The sequence below is a fragment of the Bacillus sp. CH_70 genome (assembly GCF_038007045.1).
Lineage (GTDB): Bacteria > Bacillota > Bacilli > Bacillales > Bacillaceae_G > Bacillus_A > Bacillus_A cereus.
On the sequence record NZ_JBBOWL010000001.1, the window covers coordinates 2,442,630 to 2,460,810 of the forward strand.

The following is an 18,181-nucleotide window of genomic DNA, read 5'->3' on the forward strand; positions in this document are numbered from 1 at the left end:
GTAAGTTATATGTAGGGAAATGTCCGTTCATTTCAAATTAAGAGCTGAAATTTATAATAGATGGAATATATTATATGGGTACATGTTGAGGTTAATACAAGCAATTGGAGGGCAATTTTATATGATTCAATATAAAAGATGTAGTGAAGTAAATATTGATTTAGTATATGAAGCTTTTAAAGATGGATTTTCCGATTATATTATTAAGATGGAAGTTTCAAAAGGTGATTTTATACACCGTTTTTTGGGACCAGAAGGTAATTTGCTAGAACATTCTTTTCTTGCTTTAGACGGTGACAAATCAGTTGGCGTAATATTAGGTGGTATAAAGGATTATGAAAGTATAAAGACTATGCGCTGTGGAACTTTAGCGGTTCATCCTAATTACCGCGGTATTGGTGTGAGTCAAAAATTATTTGAACTGCATAAAGAAGAGGCGATTCAACATGGATGTAAGCAACTTTTTCTCGAAGTCATTGTAGGAAACGACCGAGCGATTCATTTTTATAATAAGTTGGGCTATGAAAAAGTGTACGATCTTTCTTATTATAATTTAAATGATTTGACTAAAATAATGAATAAAGATTGTAAGGATATTGAAGTAAAACAATTAGAATTTCCAACTTTTAAAGATGAAATTCAGAAATGGTTAAACTTCCATATAAATTGGCAAAATGATATTGATTATATCAAAAAAACAAATAATGTATTTTATGGTGCATATGTCGATAATGACTTAAAAGGCTCTCTATGTGTAAATAAACAAGGTAAAATTAGTTTTATTTTCGTAGACAAAGATTATAGAAATATTGGTGTTGGGATGAAATTATTACAAGTAGCAAGAGAAGAATTAAATTTATCAAGTTTATCAATTGGGTTTCCTAACAATAATTTACTGGAAGGTTTTCTTAAGAAATGTGGATTTGAAAAGAATTCTTTAGCGCAATATGAAATGTATTTATTACTCTAAGAGCGGAAAGATTTATTCTTTTCGCTTTTTATTTTGCTGTTATGTTGGTAAATGCTCCGCAACTATAATTTATAATGAGAGGGATTTTGTTTATCCTTAAGTTATTTTTTAAATTGTCAATTTCATGCTAATAATTTTCTTTGTATAATATTCTAATTTTATGTAGAATAGATACGATGGGAGGGGATGAAATGAATAATGGATTAAAGTTTAAGATTTTTGAATTGCATTGTCTCGTTCAAAAGACTTATTCTGATATTAAAATTGCGTGTGATATTGCTATTTATCAAGAAAACACTTCTAAATATTTAATTTCATTAGGATTTTTAAATAAATCATATATGACTTATATAGAAGCAAAAAGATTCTATCGCGAAAATGAAGAGCTTGTAAGTGTAGAATTTGATAATTTCTTTGATATGTATGATAAATTAGAAAACGAATTAAAACAAGTTATTTCAACTGAAGATAAAAATCCTTCATTGTTACATAGCAGACTTGATCAGTTTCAGCAGAAAGTTGAAAATATAAATGACCTAATAAAAGTATTGCAAAATGCTCGTTAATGAATGCTTTTTTCTTTTTGTATAGAAATTATGTATTAAAAACATTTTAGGGATATTACATATTGAAGAGGTGGCTTTTGTAGATTACAAAAGTCATCTTTTTATGTTAGGAATAGATTGTATACATTTTAGCAGTTTCATATAAATAATAGAAATTTATACGAGGTAAATATCATGGGAAATAAAAAAGAAATAGCTATAGTTGCATTAACAACAGGATTCATCTTAACAAGTGTAACATCATATGGAGTAGGTCATGCAGAGGAACCTGGTCAAATGCAAGTTGAAATTCAAGAGGATTCGTTCCGTACAGGTGATCTTACACAACCATCAAAAAAGGCACCAGAGAATGTAGTGAAAGATGCGCTTAAGGAAAATACGGAGCATGCTTTGTCTCCAAAACAAGTTAGTGCAGAAACAGGAGTAGATTACAAGGTTCTTCAAAAACGTGGTTCTTATGATGGAACTACACTTGTCCGCATGCAACAAATTTATGAAGGAAAAGAAGTATATGGCCACCAGTTGACTGCTCACGTAGATAAAAAAGGTATTATTAAAAGCATTTCAGGAGCTAGCGCACAAAATTTAACACAAGAAGATTTAAAGAAACCTATTAATTTATCAAAAGAAGAAGCAAAACAATATATTTATAAAAAGTACGGAAACGATACTAAATTTATTTCAGAGCCAGAAGTTAAGGCAGTTATTTTTGTTGATGAAAATCATGGGCAGGCTAGCAACGCATATCAAGTTACATTTGCTGCTACAACACCAAATTATGTATCTGGAACTTATTTAGTGAATGCTCATAATGGTGATATGTTAAAAGATATGGTACAAGAATCAAGTTTGAAAATAAGTGAAGAGTATGTTGAATCCGTTAAGGAAAATAAAACTAACAATTTCACATCATTAACTGGAACAGGAAAAGATGATTTAGGCGTAACTCGTACATTTGGTATTTCTAAACAGACCAATGGGAATTATGCGCTTGCTGATTATACAAGAGGACAAGGAATTGAGACATATGATGTAAATTATAGAGATATTACAAATGAAGAAAGTTATTATCCTGGTATACTAGCAACTAGCGTTTCAACAACATTTAATGATCCAAAGGCGGTAAGCGCTCATTTCTTAGCAACAAAGGTATACGATTTTTATAAAGAAAAATATAAGCGTAATAGTTTTGATAATAAAGGAAAAAAAGTAGTTTCAGTTGTACATGCATGGGATTCTGGAGGAACAAATGATCCTGAAAATTGGGAGAATGCATTTAGTACTAATATTAATAACATTAGTATGCTTTTATATGGAGATCCTATGGTAAAAGCATTCGATATAGCGGGTCATGAATTTACACATGCAGTTACATCAAGCGAATCTAACCTTGAATTTTCAGGAGAATCTGGGGCGATTAACGAGGCATTATCTGATATTATGGGAACGGCTATAGAGAAATACATAAATAATGGGGAATTTAACTGGACAATAGGAGAACAAACTGGATCGACTTTTCGTAATATGAAAAATCCAACTGCAATTAATTTTTCAGAAGGACTACCGTATCCTGATGATTATAGTAAATATAATGATTTAAATGGAGAGGATTATGGAGGCGTTCATTTTAACTCAAGTATTATTAATAAAGTTGCGTATTTAATTGCACAAGGTGGTACTCATAACGGTGTAAATGTAAATGGTATTGGTGAAGATAAAATGTTTGATATTTTCTATTATGCAAATACTGATGAATTAAACATGACTTCTAATTTCTCTGAATTGAGATTGGCATGCCTTACAGTTGCAACTAATAAATATGGAACGAACTCAATTGAAGTTCAAGCAGTCCAAAACGCTTTTGATGCGGCAAAAATTACAGGAACAGTGAAAGAAAACGAAAAAACAGTAGAAAACCAAGCGCCAGAGTTAACTGTACCGAGTACCATTACACTACGTGTAGGAGATACGTTTGATCCAATGAGAAATGTAAAAGCTGTTGATAAAGAAGATGGTGATTTAACAAATAAAGTAAAGCATAAAGGCGATGTAGATACTTCAAAATCAGGTACATACATTGTGGAATACATGGTTGTTGATTCTCAAGGGCGGAATGCAACGGCAACACAGACTGTAATTGTTGAGAAAAATGGAGAAACATCAGATTTAGAACCTAAATTAACAGTGCCTGTTGGAGCGACAATTCATGTAGGAGATTCATTTGTTCCAATGGCAGAAGTATTAGCTATCGATAAAGAAGACGGTGATCTCACTTCTAAAATCAAAGTTGATGGTGAAGTAGATACATCTAAAGCCGGTACTTACATATTAACGTACACGGTTACAGATTCTAAAGGTCATGAAGTAACGGCAAAGCAAACTGTAACGGTCAAAGTTAGAGAAGAAGTTAAAAATGATAAACCAATACTAAAAGTACCTGCTACAACTTCAATTACTGAGGGTGATCAATTTGATCCGTTGATAGGAGTATCAGCTACTGACAAAGAAGACGGTGACCTTACTTCTAAAGTAGCGTATGAAGGAACTATAGATACAAATAAAGCTGGTACTTATGAAATAATATATAGTGTAAGAGATTCCGTGGGTAATGAGGTAAATACAATACAAAAAGTATTAGTGAAAGATAAAGAAACTAGCAAACCTAATGGTCTTGCTAATAAGACAAATAACAATAATATCTCAAATAACAGTAATACCGATAAAAAAGAATATACATATAAGGAGCTGCCAAAGACGGGTGTAAGTACAACTAACAGTGCAGCAATCGGCATATTGATGATTATTGCAGGTACAGTACTCACTTTGATTCGCAAATTTAGAAAGATACAAAAATAATAGTAGGGATTATTCGTTTGAAGAAAAGAGTTGAGTATTCAAAAGAAATAAAGTAGAAAGTAAATAAAACGAAATATGGATTTTTTACTTATTAAGATTTTAATAGTTAAGCGGTACATTTGGCTTTTATAAAAATTCACAGTTGGATGCCATTTTGTCTACAGAACTATATTACATATAAAACACGTTACTATTCTCATTAAAATAAAAGAATAGTAACGTGTTTTTTGATTTGAAAATAGCATAAATCCTATAGCTCATGAATATAGGAGTACTTCTAATTTGCCATTGATAAGTTACTGAAAATACTTTGTTTTAATGGAAGTGTCACTCTAAATGACCACATGAGATTTTCGGTATTTACCAGGTGTTTCGTTGGTGAATTTTTTAAAAATTTTAGTGAAATAGCTTTGATCGCTAAAATTAAGCGAAGCGCATATGTCTGATAAAGGATAGGTGGTGAAAGTTAATAATTTCTTTGCTTCTTCGACTCGTTCACGTTGAATGTACTCAATTAATGAAATACCGACCTCTTTTTTAAATAATATAGATAAATAATCTGAATTCACATTTGCAAATTTAGCAAGTTGTTTAACAGATATTGGATTGTAAATATTTTTAAAAATATAGTTTTTGCAGATAGCAATAGTCTGTGAATGTTGCTGTGTTTTTTGTGCCTTTACACGGTCTGCAAAGGTACAAAAAGCATTTTTTAATAAATCCCAAACAGATTCTTTGTCTTTTAAATCTTCTGTTCTTTGAATATGTAAATCATAAATTTTGTAAGCAATCCCAGATGGAAGTCCCCCTTTTATCGCATATCTAGTAGCGAGCGTGATGGATGAAATACAAATGTTTTTATGACGTCTTAATTGATGGAATGAAGATAAAGATGAAAGAGTCTCTTGTTGGAATTCGTAATAATATTTGAGTACGGTTTCTTTATCCCCGTTTTCTATAGAACCAAGTAATTGCTGCTCTATATATAAATTATGATAAATGGATTCGTCTTTTTGCATTGAAATATATACATCTTCGTTTAAGATTCTGCTATGACTTATATGAAGTGAGTCACTGTTATTTGAAAAGGTGCTTACATCTGAATTTTTTTTATAGAGAATGTTATAGAACAATATTGCTATATTTACAAAGAAATTTTGATCTTTGACTGACAATGAAAAATAATGGTCTCTTGTTCTTTTATAATTTGGAATGAAATTAAGGTTACTATCCGTTTTACTTGTAGAAAAATTTACATGTGCCAAGGGCCCAATAATAACAGTACCGTTCACCATATAATCGCTCTTTATGTGAATTAAAATAAAGTGCCCTAGATGTTCGTGAGTTCTGAAGATGGGGGAATTATATGTATCATTTCTCTGAAAAAGCACATGTAACTGTTCTATTTTTGATGTATACAACGATTGTGAATCATTTTTTGATGTGAATTCTAAAAGAATATTTTTGTTACAATCTAAAAAACAAACTGGAATTTCAAAAGATTGGAAAAACATATTGCAAATGTACTCTATCTCAACTAGACTGAGCTTTTTAGTCATATTCTTCCTCCTTACAGTTATGCGTAATAGTTAAATAAACATATATTCCTTTTTTCATAAGTAGAAACGGAAAATCTTTATTAATAAAAAATATAAATAAAAGTTATAAACTTCTAAGAATAATACCATAATTTAACATGAATAGCACATATTATTTGAATATACAGGTAATAGTTTTGGACAGTAGCGTAAAATATGAATCGTCACACTTATTTGTTGGTTATTACTTATATGTATTAAAAAATGATTAAGATTGGATTTTAAATAGGGATAGGAAGTGAGAAATTAATAGATTGACAGTAAGTGACTAGTCGAAATTAGCAGTGAAAAGCTATTATGTAACAAATGTAATGATTCTTGAAATAGGGATATAAGTGTAATTTAGGGGAGAAAATTACATATATCATGTGGAGAGACAACGTAATAATAGAAGATAAGAAAAGTGAATAAGTGATTGTAAACAATGGATTGTTGGACGACTATGTTTTATGTTATTCGTTTAAATCTGATACTTGGCACACTATTGCTTTTAAGAAGGTAATAGTAATAAAGAGATTTTTAAAATGATAGAAGTAGTAAAGGGGATAAGAGAAATGAAAAAAATATTTAGTGTGCTTTTAGTGTTTTTCTTAACATTTTCTACATGGTCTAGTGTATTAGTAAAGGCGGATTCACCATCTAAAGGTACTTTAACGATTCATAAGTATGAACAAGAAAAAGATGGAGCGCAGGGACTAGAAGGTGACGGTTCTGCAAATCAAGAGGTGCCAAAAGATGCGAAACCATTAAAAGGTGTAACGTTTGAAGTAAAAAGGGTTGCTTCTTTTGAAAAAATTTCAAACGATGGGAAAATCGTAAAAGAAGACGTGAAACCTGTAATGGGAGCCACTCCAACGCAAGTAGTAACAGATGATAACGGACAAGCTGTATTAAAAGATCTTCCGCTAGGACGTTATGAGGTGAAAGAAGTGGCAGGACCTCCACATGTGAATCTAAATCCCAATACGTATACAGTGGATATCCCATTAACGAATAAAGAGGGTAAGGTGCTAAACTATGATGTTCACATGTATCCTAAAAATGAGGTTAAACGTGGTGCAGTTGATTTAATAAAAACTGGTGTAAATGAAAAAGCATTAGCAGGTGCAGTATTCTCTTTATTTAAAAAAGACGGTACAGAAGTGAAAAAAGAGTTAGTAACAGATGCTAATGGTCATATTCGCGTGCAAGGATTGGTGTATGGAGAATACTATTTCCAAGAAACAAAAGCTCCGAAAGGCTATGTAATAGATCCAACTAAACGTGAGTTTTTTGTTAAGAACTCCGGAACAATTAATGAAGATGGAACTATTACTTCTGGTACAGTAGTTAAATTAGAAGTGAAAAACTATGAAGAACCAACAATTGATAAAAAGATTAACGGAAAATTGGAAGCGTTACCAATCAATCCGTTAACTAATTATAATTATGATATTAAAACATTAATTCCAGAAGACATTAAGGAATACAAAAAATATGTGGTAACAGATACTTTGGATAATCGTTTAGTGATTCAAGGAAAGCCAATCGTGAAAATTGATGGAGCAGAAGTAAATGCAAGCATTGTAGAGGTAGCTATAGAAGGTCAAAAGGTAACAGCTACAGTAAAAGATTTCACAAAATTAGATGGTAAAAAAGAATTTCATTTGCAAATTAAATCTCAAGTAAAAGAAGGAGTACCATCTGGTTCGGAAATTTTAAATACAGCAAAAATTGATTTTACAAATAAAAATGACGTAATTGGAGAAAAGGAATCTAAACCTGTAGTTGTTGTTCCGACAACTGGAATAATTGAGTTAACAAAAATTGATGGTGCTAATAAGAATAAATTAAAAGGTGCAGAGTTTGTACTTAAAGATAAAAATGGAAAAATAGTTGTTGTAGCAGGAAAAGAAGTAACAGGTGTATCAGATGAAAATGGTGTTATTAAATGGTCTAACATTCCATATGGAGACTATCAAATTTTTGAAACGAAAGCACCAACATATACAAAAGAAGATGGTACAAAAGCTTCTTATCAATTATTAAAAGATCCCATTGATGTAAAGATTAGCGAAAATAATCAAACGGTTAAATTAACGATTGAAAATAATAAAAGTGGATGGGTTCTTCCGGTAACGGGTGGCATAGGAACGACTCTTTTTACTGTAATAGGCCTTACGTTAATGGTTACAGCGGCATTTGTTTTCTTTAGAAAAAAGTTTGCTAATAATTAAGATTTTAGGAACATGTAACTATGGGAAAAGGGGAGAAGCAAAATGCTTCCCTCTTTTCGATATTTAAGCATATACAGAGGTGGAAATATGAAACGAAATCTTGTTTTGGGAGGTATTTTTTTATTTGGATTAGGTGTTTTTTTATATCCTACTATTAGTAATTGGTTGGCGACTCGTGCACATTATTCTGAGATTAGCTCTTACGATAAGAAGATCAAAGCGCTACAAAAGAAAGAAGTCGAACGTAGGGAAAAAGAAGCAGCCGAATATAATAAACAAGTTCACACTTCCACGAAAACATTTACTGATCCATTTTCTGAAAAAAAAAGTAATCATCAAGCATATGCTGATGCGTTAAATTTAGGAGATGTAATGGGGTATATTGAAATATCGAAAATCAATATAAAACTGCCAATCTATCAAGGGACATCTGAGGAAGTATTGAGCCGCGGGATAGGTCATTTAGATTTTTCTTCGCTCCCGATAGGTGGAGAAAATACGCACACTATTTTAACAGGGCATCGTGGTTTACCATCAGCAAAATTATTTACAGATTTAGATAAGTTGAGTGAAGGAGATCTTTTTTATATTCATTCTTTAGACAAAGTTCTTGCTTATAAAGTAGATCAAATTAAAGTAGTGTTACCACACGAAACGGACGATCTACAAATTGTAGAAAATAAAGATTATACAACTTTAATTACGTGTACGCCTTATGGAGTAAACACCAATAGATTGCTAGTTCGAGGTGTGCGTGTGGAGTTAAACGAGAAAGAAAAACAAAAAGTGAGTACAGAGATATTTATATTTAATAAGTGGACTGTAATAGTTCCAATCCTATTGTTATGTGTGTTTCTAGTCGTAATTTATAAGAAAAGGTTAACTCGATAGAATGTATTTATTTATCCTGCATTAATGGGAAGTGGGAACGGAAATTCAGAGATAAGTAAAGAAAGTATATAAAGGATGAAGTAAATCCTCATTGGTGAATATGTCATTTTATTCGACTATAGAAAAAATACGGTAAAGGTGGGAACAAAGGAATTGAGGCTACGATTAAAGCTGGTAAGTATTCATTTTATTGTTTTGTTAATGTTAAGTGTAAGTTTTGTCGTATATGTACCAAAAGAAGCATATGGATCCACGACAAACCTAGAAAGTCTAGGTGATATATCGCGTTATAATGCTGTTGTCTTTGGTAACCATAAAGCAATAGGTGGTGACATTGAAGGAGCAATCGCAGTTCAAGGTGATATGGATGCATCGGGGTATACGATTGTAGGTGCTGCAGCGGGAACATCTAATATAGTAGGTGAAAAATGGGTTGATGAGGGATATCCGTCCTTGTTATTGTCTGGAAAATTTAAGAAATCAAGAGAAGAATCTTTTATCATTCAAAACGGAATAGTCGTAATGACAAAAGAGAGTGATCCAGATCGCATCATACAATCTTCTTATGATCATATCGTATATAAAGAAAAACTAGAAATTGACGCGAAATTTAATGAATTTCGCAATATAGTGAACCAAGTCAGTAAAAATGCTGGTCAATATAAAACGAATACCCCAATTCCAAATATGAGTTATGGAATCGGAAAAGATATAAACAATTCTAATATTTATGTTTCATCAGAATTGACAGGGAAAATCAATTTAGATATAAGAGATGTATTTTTACCGAGTGCTAAGGACAAAGATTTTATTGTTATGTATTCGGATGCAACAGAGGTTACATTTAAAAATGGGTCTATTCTATATGACACGAACAATATTGGAAGGGCTACAGATATAGTTCCTACATCACAACCATATTCTCCTAATTCCCCGTTTACTGAGCTATATGGGAAAGTGATTTGGGTTTTTCCAAATGCGAAAAAAATTATAACAGAGGGATATGGTGTCGTTGGTAGTGTGTTTGCCCCCAATGCTGTATTAGAAACAAAAGGCGGTTCGATTAATGGACAAGCATTTGTCGGTGCGGTACAACAAACTGGTGGATTTGAATTTCACAATTTCAAATTTAACTGGCAACATTGGAACAAGCCTAGTACAGGAAAAATAAAAATAAAAAAGGTTGATAGTAATAATGTTAATAAAAAATTGGTCGGAGCAAAGTTTCATATAGAAGATTCAAATAAAAAAGTAGTTGGAGAACTAGTAACAAATGAAGAAGGAGAAGCGATATCAAAAGACTTACCAATAGGAAACTATACCCTTGTAGAAATAGAAGCGCCAAAAGACTATGAATTATTAAAAGATAAAATAGCTGTAAAAGTAGAAAAAGATGCAGAAGTAGAAATTAAAATAGGAAATAAGAAATTGCCAGATCCAATGGGGAAAATAAAGCTTGTGAAAGTAGACATAAGTGATAAAAATAAAAAGCTAGCAGGGGCAAAGTTTCATATAGAAGATTCAAAAGGAAAAATAGTTGGAGAACTAGTAACAAATGAAGAAGGAGAAGTAGTATCAAAAGACTTACCAAAAGGAAACTATACCTTAGTGGAAGTAGAAGCACCTAAAGGTTACGAATTATTAAAAGAAAAAATAACTGTAAAAGTAGAAAAAGATGCAGTAATAGAAATTAAAATAGGAAATAAGAAATTACCAGATCCGACTGGACAATTTGAAATTGAGAAAGTTGATGATAAGGATATCAATTTAAAACTACAAGGCGCTATATTTCAAGTCTTAGATAAAGAGGGTAAAGAAGTGGCTAGATTAACAACGGATGAAAAAGGAAAGGTGATTTCCAGTCAATTAGTACTTGGAAAATATACGATAAAAGAAATAAAAGCGCCGAACGGATATATGTTACTTAGGGATCCAATAGAAATAGAAATTACAGAAGCAGTAAAGACACAAAAAATAACAGTGAAAAATGCGAAGAATAATTGGGTAATTCCTAATACTGGTGGGAGCGGAACAACAATTTTTTACGTAATTGGTATTATGCTAATGTTTGCTGTGCTATATTTCTGTAAGAAAAATCGTATATTATGAACTAATTTTATAGAGTTAGACAAATCGTTGCGTTAGAGAGTTTTTAGGACATGAGTTCGGTATTGTACTGGACTCATGGTACTAAATTTGTTAAAGGAGGAAGGATAATAGTAAACATAGAATATATTAATGAATTAAAATATTTAAGAGGTGAACATGGTGGCAATAAAACAAGACGAAATTAAAGTAGTTGTCGGAGCTGGAGTGTTTAATAATAATCCAGGTTGGATTCAAACGCAAGAAGATGAACTTAACTTACTAGATAAAGCTACGTGGGAAGAAAGATTTGAATACAACTCTATTTCAGCTATTTTAGCTGAGCATGTATGGGAACACCTTACTTTTGAAGAAGGTGTAAGAGCAGCTGAAATTTGTTATGAATTTTTAAAACCATCTGGTCATATTCGGTGCGGAGTCCCTGATGCATTCTTTCAGGATGAGGCATATCAAAATATAGTTCAAATAGGGGGACCCGGTCCGAAAGATCATCCAGCAGCAAGTCATAAAATCGTTCATAATTATATAACATTAACGAAAATGTTTGAAACTGCTGGATTCGAGGTAGTTTTACTTGAATATTGTGATGAACATGGTCGGTTTTATTACAACGAATGGGATGCAAACGACGGTGTTATTTTCCGTTCGAAAAGGTATGATTCTAGAAATAAAGGCGATAAACTTGGTTTTCCATCGCTAATTGTCGATGCGATTAAGCGTTAATCATACAATAAAACAGGAGTTAATCCTATGATTTCATAAGTCGCAAATGCGGCTTTTTTATTTGTACGTAAATCTATATTTAATTTTCAATATTATATAACTCGATTTAGAAAATATTTAAGTTTTTCTCAGCACCATTCACTTTAAATTAACACTTCGTTGTCATAAATATTTATTTTATATTTATATTCGTGTAAAATGAAGTGAGAACATACATTCTATATAAGGAGGCAATCAAAATGATAGCTGAAATTGGGAAACTAACTGATGGATATATTGTAAAATTTGAACGCGAATGTCCATATACGGTAGAGGAAGTTTGGTCTGTATTAACAGAAAACAGTAAGCTGAAAAAATGGATGTTCAATTTACAGATTGAAAGCCTTAAAACTGGTGGAATAATAAAGTTCGACATGATGGACGGTTCATTCATAAACATTGATATTTTAGAATGTCAACTAAACTCAGTACTTGAATTTACTTGGGATAAAGACCGTGTTCGATTTGAAATACATAAAGAGGAGAATGGTACTTTGTTACTTCTTAAAGAGTACATTCATGAATTAACAGATCATACACCGAGAGATGTAGCTGGTTGGCATATTTGTTTAAATCTTTTTTCTTTCGTTTTAAAAGGAGAAGAGAAAGAATTTTCTAAAGATGAATGGCAACAGTGGTTTGAAATATACAAGGATAAGATTCATGAAGTGAGAGGATAATTACATAATAGGTGATATTCATTATGTAATTATTATATTTTAAAAATGCTTTTGTGAATAAATAAGAATAGAGGTTAATATGAAAGTAAATCAATTAATTGCTAATAACATAAATAAATTAGATGCAACTATACCGTTTAATAAATCGTTTGGAATTGCTGGTTTATCTGGATCGGGTAAAACAACTTTTTGCCAAACAATTGGTGAAGAATCAAAAAAACGATTAGTTTCTTTATTACCAAAGGCTGAATATCAATATTTATTTCCTAACATTATGGAAACAAATTTTAGTGCCATTAAGATGGAAGAAATGCCTTTAGTACTTTTTCTAGGAAAATCATCGATTTCGTCTAATCCTCGTTCAACGATTGGTACTCATACTGGTGTTTTTACAGAGGTTCGGGAAAAACTTGCTGAAGTTTTTAATCTTTCTCCAGAGGTCTTTTCATTTAATAATCAATTAGGCTGGTGTACTGGTTGTAAAGGCCGTGGTACTACAAAAAATGTTGAGTGTAAAAAATGTAAGGGAAAACGTTATAGTGAAGAAATTGAACAATATGAAATTGATTTGTTGGACAAGCCACATTCAATCTCAAATATTAATGATTTAAGTATTGAATCTATTCTTTCACTAGCAAAAGAATTAAATATTAGTGAAGAAAAACAGCATATACTGCAAAATATTATTAATATGAACATTGGTTATTTAACATTAAATCGAATTATGGGTACGTTGTCAGGTGGAGAGTTAACACGACTTTATTTGGCTGAATTCATGGCAGTAAGTGAAAATGCTGTAATTATTATTGATGAGATTTCAGTTGGACTTGATCATGAAACATTATTGAAAATTTTGGAAGAGATTAAACGATTAGGGTGTAAAAATCAAATTTGGCTTATTGATCATTCAGATACGGTACTAGATACAACTGATGAGCAATTGTTCTTTGGACCTGGTAGCGGAAAATATGGCGGGAAAATTGTGAAAGAATCACCAAGACCAAAGTCAATACTGTGGGATCGAAATAAAGAAATACCAACAGAATATTATACATTCTATGATTTATATTGCCGTAATATCCAAATGGAGGAGTTTCAAATTCCTAAAAACAGGCTTGTAACGGTTACAGGAGAATCAGGATGTGGGAAATCTACACTTGTCAATGAATGTCTAGCTACAGATTTCTTGAAAAGATATCCAAAAGATAAATTAGTTATGGTGGGACAAGACCGAAATCAATCAATTACAAGTCGATCAACTGTAGCAACTTTCCTAGATATTAAAAAGAAACTAACAAAGTATAGTGAAGACATTGATGATATTTTTGAGCGCTCGATTGAGGATATTATTGATGAACTTCCAAATGAAGATATCGCTTATAAACGTTTGAGCCTACTAATTAAATTAGGACTTGGCTATTTAACATTAGAGAGAAAAACACAAACATTATCGACAGGTGAGTTTCAATGTGTTCATTTAGTTTCGGAATTATTTGCAAACACTAGAAATCCACATACATTATTCATTTTTGATGAGCCTTCAAAAGGTTTATCACAAAATATTTTAAATCAATTTATCGATAGTATTAGAGGTATTCTGCAAGATGAATCAATTTCTATCATTATGATTGAGCATAATCGTTACATGTTAGAAAGCTCTGATTATATAGTTGATTTTGGAAAAAGGCAGAATGAATCTGTAGAGCATTTGGATGTTGTTAATCATGAGGATTACTATCGTCAAAAAAGTAATGTGAATAGCACAGAGAAAATAAACATCTCTTCAATGCTTAAGCAGAAAAAAGGAGTTCACTATTTAGAAGGGAATCATATTAACTATTTTAAAAATGCCGAAAACGTTTATAAGGGCGGTATTTTAAAAAGTTTATCATCAATGGCTAGGTTAATTTATGGTGAATATGAATCTGATACAATCGCACCTGTTGTTGCTATTGATCTTGAAAGACATTTATATAGTCAATATAGTTTCTTATATGAGATTGGTGGATTAATTAATCATATTGTAGCTGCTCATCCAATTAATAAAGATACGAGAAGTTTTGATTTCTATTCACAGGACAATCATTGTCCATCTTGTTCTGGACGTCTTCAAATTGAAGTTTTTGATAAAGATATTGCCATTCAAGATAAAAGTGTTCCATTTTGGGATGGGCTATTCGATCCAGAAATCATGAAGGTATTAAAATTTTATCAGCATGAAAAAATAGAATTTCTATTCGAAGAAATAAAAAATGAGCTTGGTCACGATTTGTCAAAGAGCTATAATGATATGTCAGAAGAAGAAAAGCATACGTTTTGGTACGGATATTTTGAGAAATCATTTTATGATAAAAAAGGAAAGACACGCAGAACATGGGTAGGGTTTAATACAATTATTGGTGGATATATTGTTATTTCAAAAGCACCTATTAAAGAAGAAATTAAAAGTTCAAAAAAAATGATGAAATGTCCAATTTGTGAGGGGACGGTTTTAAATCATCATAAACCACTTAAATTTGATAACGTAGATATTCGTGAAATAATCAATCAGCCTATTAATGAAGTATTGAAAACAGTTGGTGATTTACCGGCACTTGTTAAATTGAAGTCTATTGTCGGTGGCGAAATGGTATTGACGGAAGATGTTTCTTTATTGTCAAGAAAAGCACAAGTCGCACTGAAGATGTTTGAATTAGAACAAGCAAGCTTTTCAAACTATGAAATGGTGTTACAAAATGTCTTACCATTCTGGGGCGAAATAAAAGGAAATATCGAATCCATTAGTGTTAATAATCAGGTAACTGTTTGTGATTTCCCTAATGTTTATGAAACGAGAGAAAACATTATAGATAAGTATTTCACAAATGGTAAATATAAAAAACTTACGTATGTATACGAAGCATTTGGATACAAAAAATTAGTTACCCAAATTAATAAAATTAAAAAAAGTAATCCATGTCCATTTTGTAAAGGTAAGAAAGTGATAACCGAAGATAATCTACATGATGGTGTCTTTAAACTAACAATTCCATGTGTAACTTGTAATGCAAGTGGTATTAATGACGAAGGGTTAAAAGAAGTTGTCGAGGGCGTGGATGTACAAACGTGGTTAACTGGAAAAGTAAGTGATGTTGTGAATGAAAGCTTATTAACAGAAGCTGTTGGGCAAATACCAATTTTTAATCGTATTCGTGAGTTGAATAAACGAGATATGATGGCGGTTTATGAATGTCTTGATAAAAATAACTAGTGATGATTTGTCAATTGCAGTAGTCATAAAAACAGGAATATAGGTTTTTAATTATATAAATATAACATGTTAAATTGTTATTTAAATCGTTAAAAATAGTTGACCCTCACATAATGTCATTGTTTATGATGAAGTTGAGCTTCAAAGTAGATGTTATTTATAGGAGGAAATCATGTTTAAAATAGGGGATTTTTCTAAACTATCTTCCATTAGCATACGTATGTTGAGACACTACGATAAAGTGGAATTATTACAACCAGTAAAAGTCGATGAGCAGAGTGGATATCGATTTTATTCAGCTGACCAATTAAAAAAGGTAAATCAAATTCAAACATTAAAAGCTATGGGGTTTAATATTGCTACCATCAAAGAAATAATAGAATGCGATAATATAGATAGCATAAAAGAGCAATTTTTAAATCGTAGTGCTCAAATTAAAGAAGACATGAATAACCTCCAAAAACAATTACGTCTCCTCGAAGACTCAATGAAAACGATGAGAGAGGATGTTGTTGAGATGAATTATCATGTTTCAATAAAAGAAATTCCAGAAAGAACTGTAGCTAGTGTTAGAAAGATTATTCCATCGTATAATTGCGAAGGTGATTTATGGAGTATATTAATGCAAGAAATTCAAATGAAAAATATTAGTATTGCCCAACCGAGTTATAGTATTGCGGTTTTCCATGATCGTGAATACAAAGAAAATGATGTAGATATAGAAATACAGCTAAGTATTCTAGGTAAGCACGAAAATACAAAAGACGTTACATTTAAAAATATGAAATCAACCAATGTAGCTTCTATAACAGTTAATGGAAGTTATGAACAGATGACAGCTGTAAATGAGGCTGCGGCAAAATGGATTGAGACAGAGGGTTACAAATTAGCAGGCCCGATGTTTAATATTTATCATGTGAGCCCAGCGATGGAATCGGATCCTAATAAGTGGGTTACAGAAGTTTGTTATCCAGTTAAATGATGATAAAGAAAAAAGGCATTATTTATATGCCTTTTTTCTTTGTAAACTTATCCATAAATATCAAGACATATTACTTCGAGATTCGATTCGTCAACTACTAGCACAATTTTATTTGCAAATGTACAAAATGAGCGGATTGTAATGAATCATCTAAAAACCAACCAGTTGGTACTAAAGTAATGTAATCATCTATTTGGAAATTTCAGCAATGTTTAAATGAGCAACAAAAGCCACCGTAATAAGGGGCTTTTGTCTTAAATAATTTAATGATATGTGTACCCTCCATCAGGAAACAATACATTACCCGTAGTAAAACTATTTTGCATTAAATATAGGACAGTATGTGCAATTTCATCATTATATCCAGCTCGTTGTACAAGTGAAAGAGATTTATAAGCTTCGTAAGCAACTAGTCTATTTTCATTTTGTTCATTCTCTCTTTGTATCGTTCCAGGAGAAACAACATTAACTCTTATAGGAGCTAATTCAACAGCTAAAGCTTTCCCTAAACTTTCAATAGCACCATTGCAAGCTCCATAAGCAGGTGCGCCTTTAAGTGGTCTTTGACTAAATGCACCGGACATTAACACGATAGATCCAGAGTTTGAAAGAAAAGGAATTGCATATTTTACGGCATAATATTGAGGCCAAAACTTTCCGATGAAGCTACTTTCAGCAATTTCCTCTGTAGAGGTAATTGGTCCAAGTGTGTAAGAGGCTCCCGGTGTGAATAAATGATCAAAGTTCCCAACTGTCTTGAAAAAATTTTGTAATTGCTCTTTATTTTGATTATCCAATATATAAGTTTGAAGATGATTGTTATTTATTACTTCTCGAGCAACTTTTAATTTTTCTTCCGAGCGTCCGGCAATAATAACATGTGCGCCTTGTTTAATTGCTTGTGTTGCTGTTGCTAATCCAATACCAGAACTCCCGCCAATGATAACAATACGGCTATTTTTTAATGTAGTAATAGACATATTTTAGCCACTCCTTTAATAAAAAATTTAGAATATAACTAACTGTGCTATGCTTTTATTATTCGCTAAAAGGGAGCAAGTGAAAAGTACGCACTTTATATGTACATAGTCGCAAATTTCGTACTAATTGCTATACATGCGGATAAGTAATAGGAAAAATTTCTAAATATGGTTTATCCCGCATTAACGGGCAGTAAAACTCTCACCTCAAAGTTAGGAAAATGCAAGGAAATTAGGTAAGAGATCAATTGCCCGTAAAAGCCCGATTGGTTCAACTAATAATCAGTGTGGGATGAACAAAACCCCCACTGATTAAAGTTTCAC

The 18,181-nt window shown here is 31.7% G+C and carries 12 protein-coding genes; 10 read left to right on the forward strand and 2 right to left on the reverse strand.

What is annotated here, in order from left to right:
* Positions 1 to 121: 121 nt before the first annotated feature.
* The 3 genes from N2V79_RS12405 (at position 122) to N2V79_RS12415 (ending at position 4,392) form a co-directional block, all read left to right on the forward strand.
* A complete protein-coding gene (locus N2V79_RS12405) occupies positions 122 to 970 on the forward strand; it encodes a GNAT family N-acetyltransferase (RefSeq protein WP_242806436.1) in 849 nt (282 codons plus the stop codon).
* 191 nt (positions 971 to 1,161) lie between these two features.
* The gene (locus N2V79_RS12410) at positions 1,162 to 1,536 is read left to right on the forward strand and encodes a hypothetical protein (protein ID WP_001059022.1); all 375 of its coding nucleotides are present in this window, start codon (positions 1,162 to 1,164) and stop codon (positions 1,534 to 1,536) included.
* Positions 1,537 to 1,710: 174 nt separating this feature from the next.
* The gene (locus tag N2V79_RS12415) at positions 1,711 to 4,392 is read left to right on the forward strand and encodes a M4 family metallopeptidase (RefSeq protein ID WP_340719908.1); all 2,682 of its coding nucleotides are present in this window, start codon (positions 1,711 to 1,713) and stop codon (positions 4,390 to 4,392) included.
* A gap of 332 nt (positions 4,393 to 4,724) precedes the next feature.
* On the opposite strand, the gene N2V79_RS12420 is transcribed toward N2V79_RS12415, so the two are convergent.
* Positions 4,725 to 5,951, reverse strand: coding sequence for an AraC family transcriptional regulator (locus N2V79_RS12420; protein WP_340719909.1), 1,227 nt, complete (start codon positions 5,949 to 5,951; stop codon positions 4,725 to 4,727).
* A 593-nt stretch (positions 5,952 to 6,544) separates the two neighbouring features.
* On the opposite strand from N2V79_RS12420, the gene N2V79_RS12425 reads away from it, so the two are divergent.
* The 7 genes from N2V79_RS12425 (at position 6,545) to N2V79_RS12455 (ending at position 16,877) form a co-directional block, all read left to right on the forward strand.
* Positions 6,545 to 8,206, forward strand: coding sequence for an LPXTG cell wall anchor domain-containing protein (locus tag N2V79_RS12425; protein WP_088021984.1), 1,662 nt, complete (start codon positions 6,545 to 6,547; stop codon positions 8,204 to 8,206).
* 87 nt (positions 8,207 to 8,293) lie between these two features.
* Positions 8,294 to 9,097, forward strand: a complete 804-nt coding sequence (locus N2V79_RS12430; RefSeq protein ID WP_075719284.1) for a class C sortase — start codon at positions 8,294 to 8,296, stop codon at positions 9,095 to 9,097.
* 153 nt (positions 9,098 to 9,250) lie between these two features.
* On the forward strand, positions 9,251 to 11,206 hold the full coding sequence (locus N2V79_RS12435; protein ID WP_340719910.1) for an MSCRAMM family protein: 1,956 nt from the start codon (positions 9,251 to 9,253) through the stop codon (positions 11,204 to 11,206).
* Between the two features lie 156 nt (positions 11,207 to 11,362).
* Positions 11,363 to 11,926, forward strand: coding sequence for a class I SAM-dependent methyltransferase (locus N2V79_RS12440; protein WP_141544789.1), 564 nt, complete (start codon positions 11,363 to 11,365; stop codon positions 11,924 to 11,926).
* A 239-nt stretch (positions 11,927 to 12,165) separates the two neighbouring features.
* On the forward strand, positions 12,166 to 12,645 hold the full coding sequence (locus N2V79_RS12445) for an SRPBCC family protein (protein WP_340719911.1): 480 nt from the start codon (positions 12,166 to 12,168) through the stop codon (positions 12,643 to 12,645).
* Between the two features lie 79 nt (positions 12,646 to 12,724).
* The gene (locus N2V79_RS12450) at positions 12,725 to 15,895 is read left to right on the forward strand and encodes an ATP-binding cassette domain-containing protein (protein WP_340719912.1); all 3,171 of its coding nucleotides are present in this window, start codon (positions 12,725 to 12,727) and stop codon (positions 15,893 to 15,895) included.
* Positions 15,896 to 16,067: 172 nt separating this feature from the next.
* Positions 16,068 to 16,877, forward strand: a complete 810-nt coding sequence (locus N2V79_RS12455; protein WP_000472618.1) for a MerR family transcriptional regulator — start codon at positions 16,068 to 16,070, stop codon at positions 16,875 to 16,877.
* A gap of 263 nt (positions 16,878 to 17,140) precedes the next feature.
* Here the strand turns inward: N2V79_RS12455 and N2V79_RS12460 are convergent, their stop codons facing one another.
* Complete coding sequence (locus N2V79_RS12460; protein ID WP_048558502.1) at positions 17,141 to 17,857, reverse strand: SDR family oxidoreductase; 717 nt, start codon at positions 17,855 to 17,857, stop codon at positions 17,141 to 17,143.
* Positions 17,858 to 18,181: the final 324 nt, after the last annotated feature.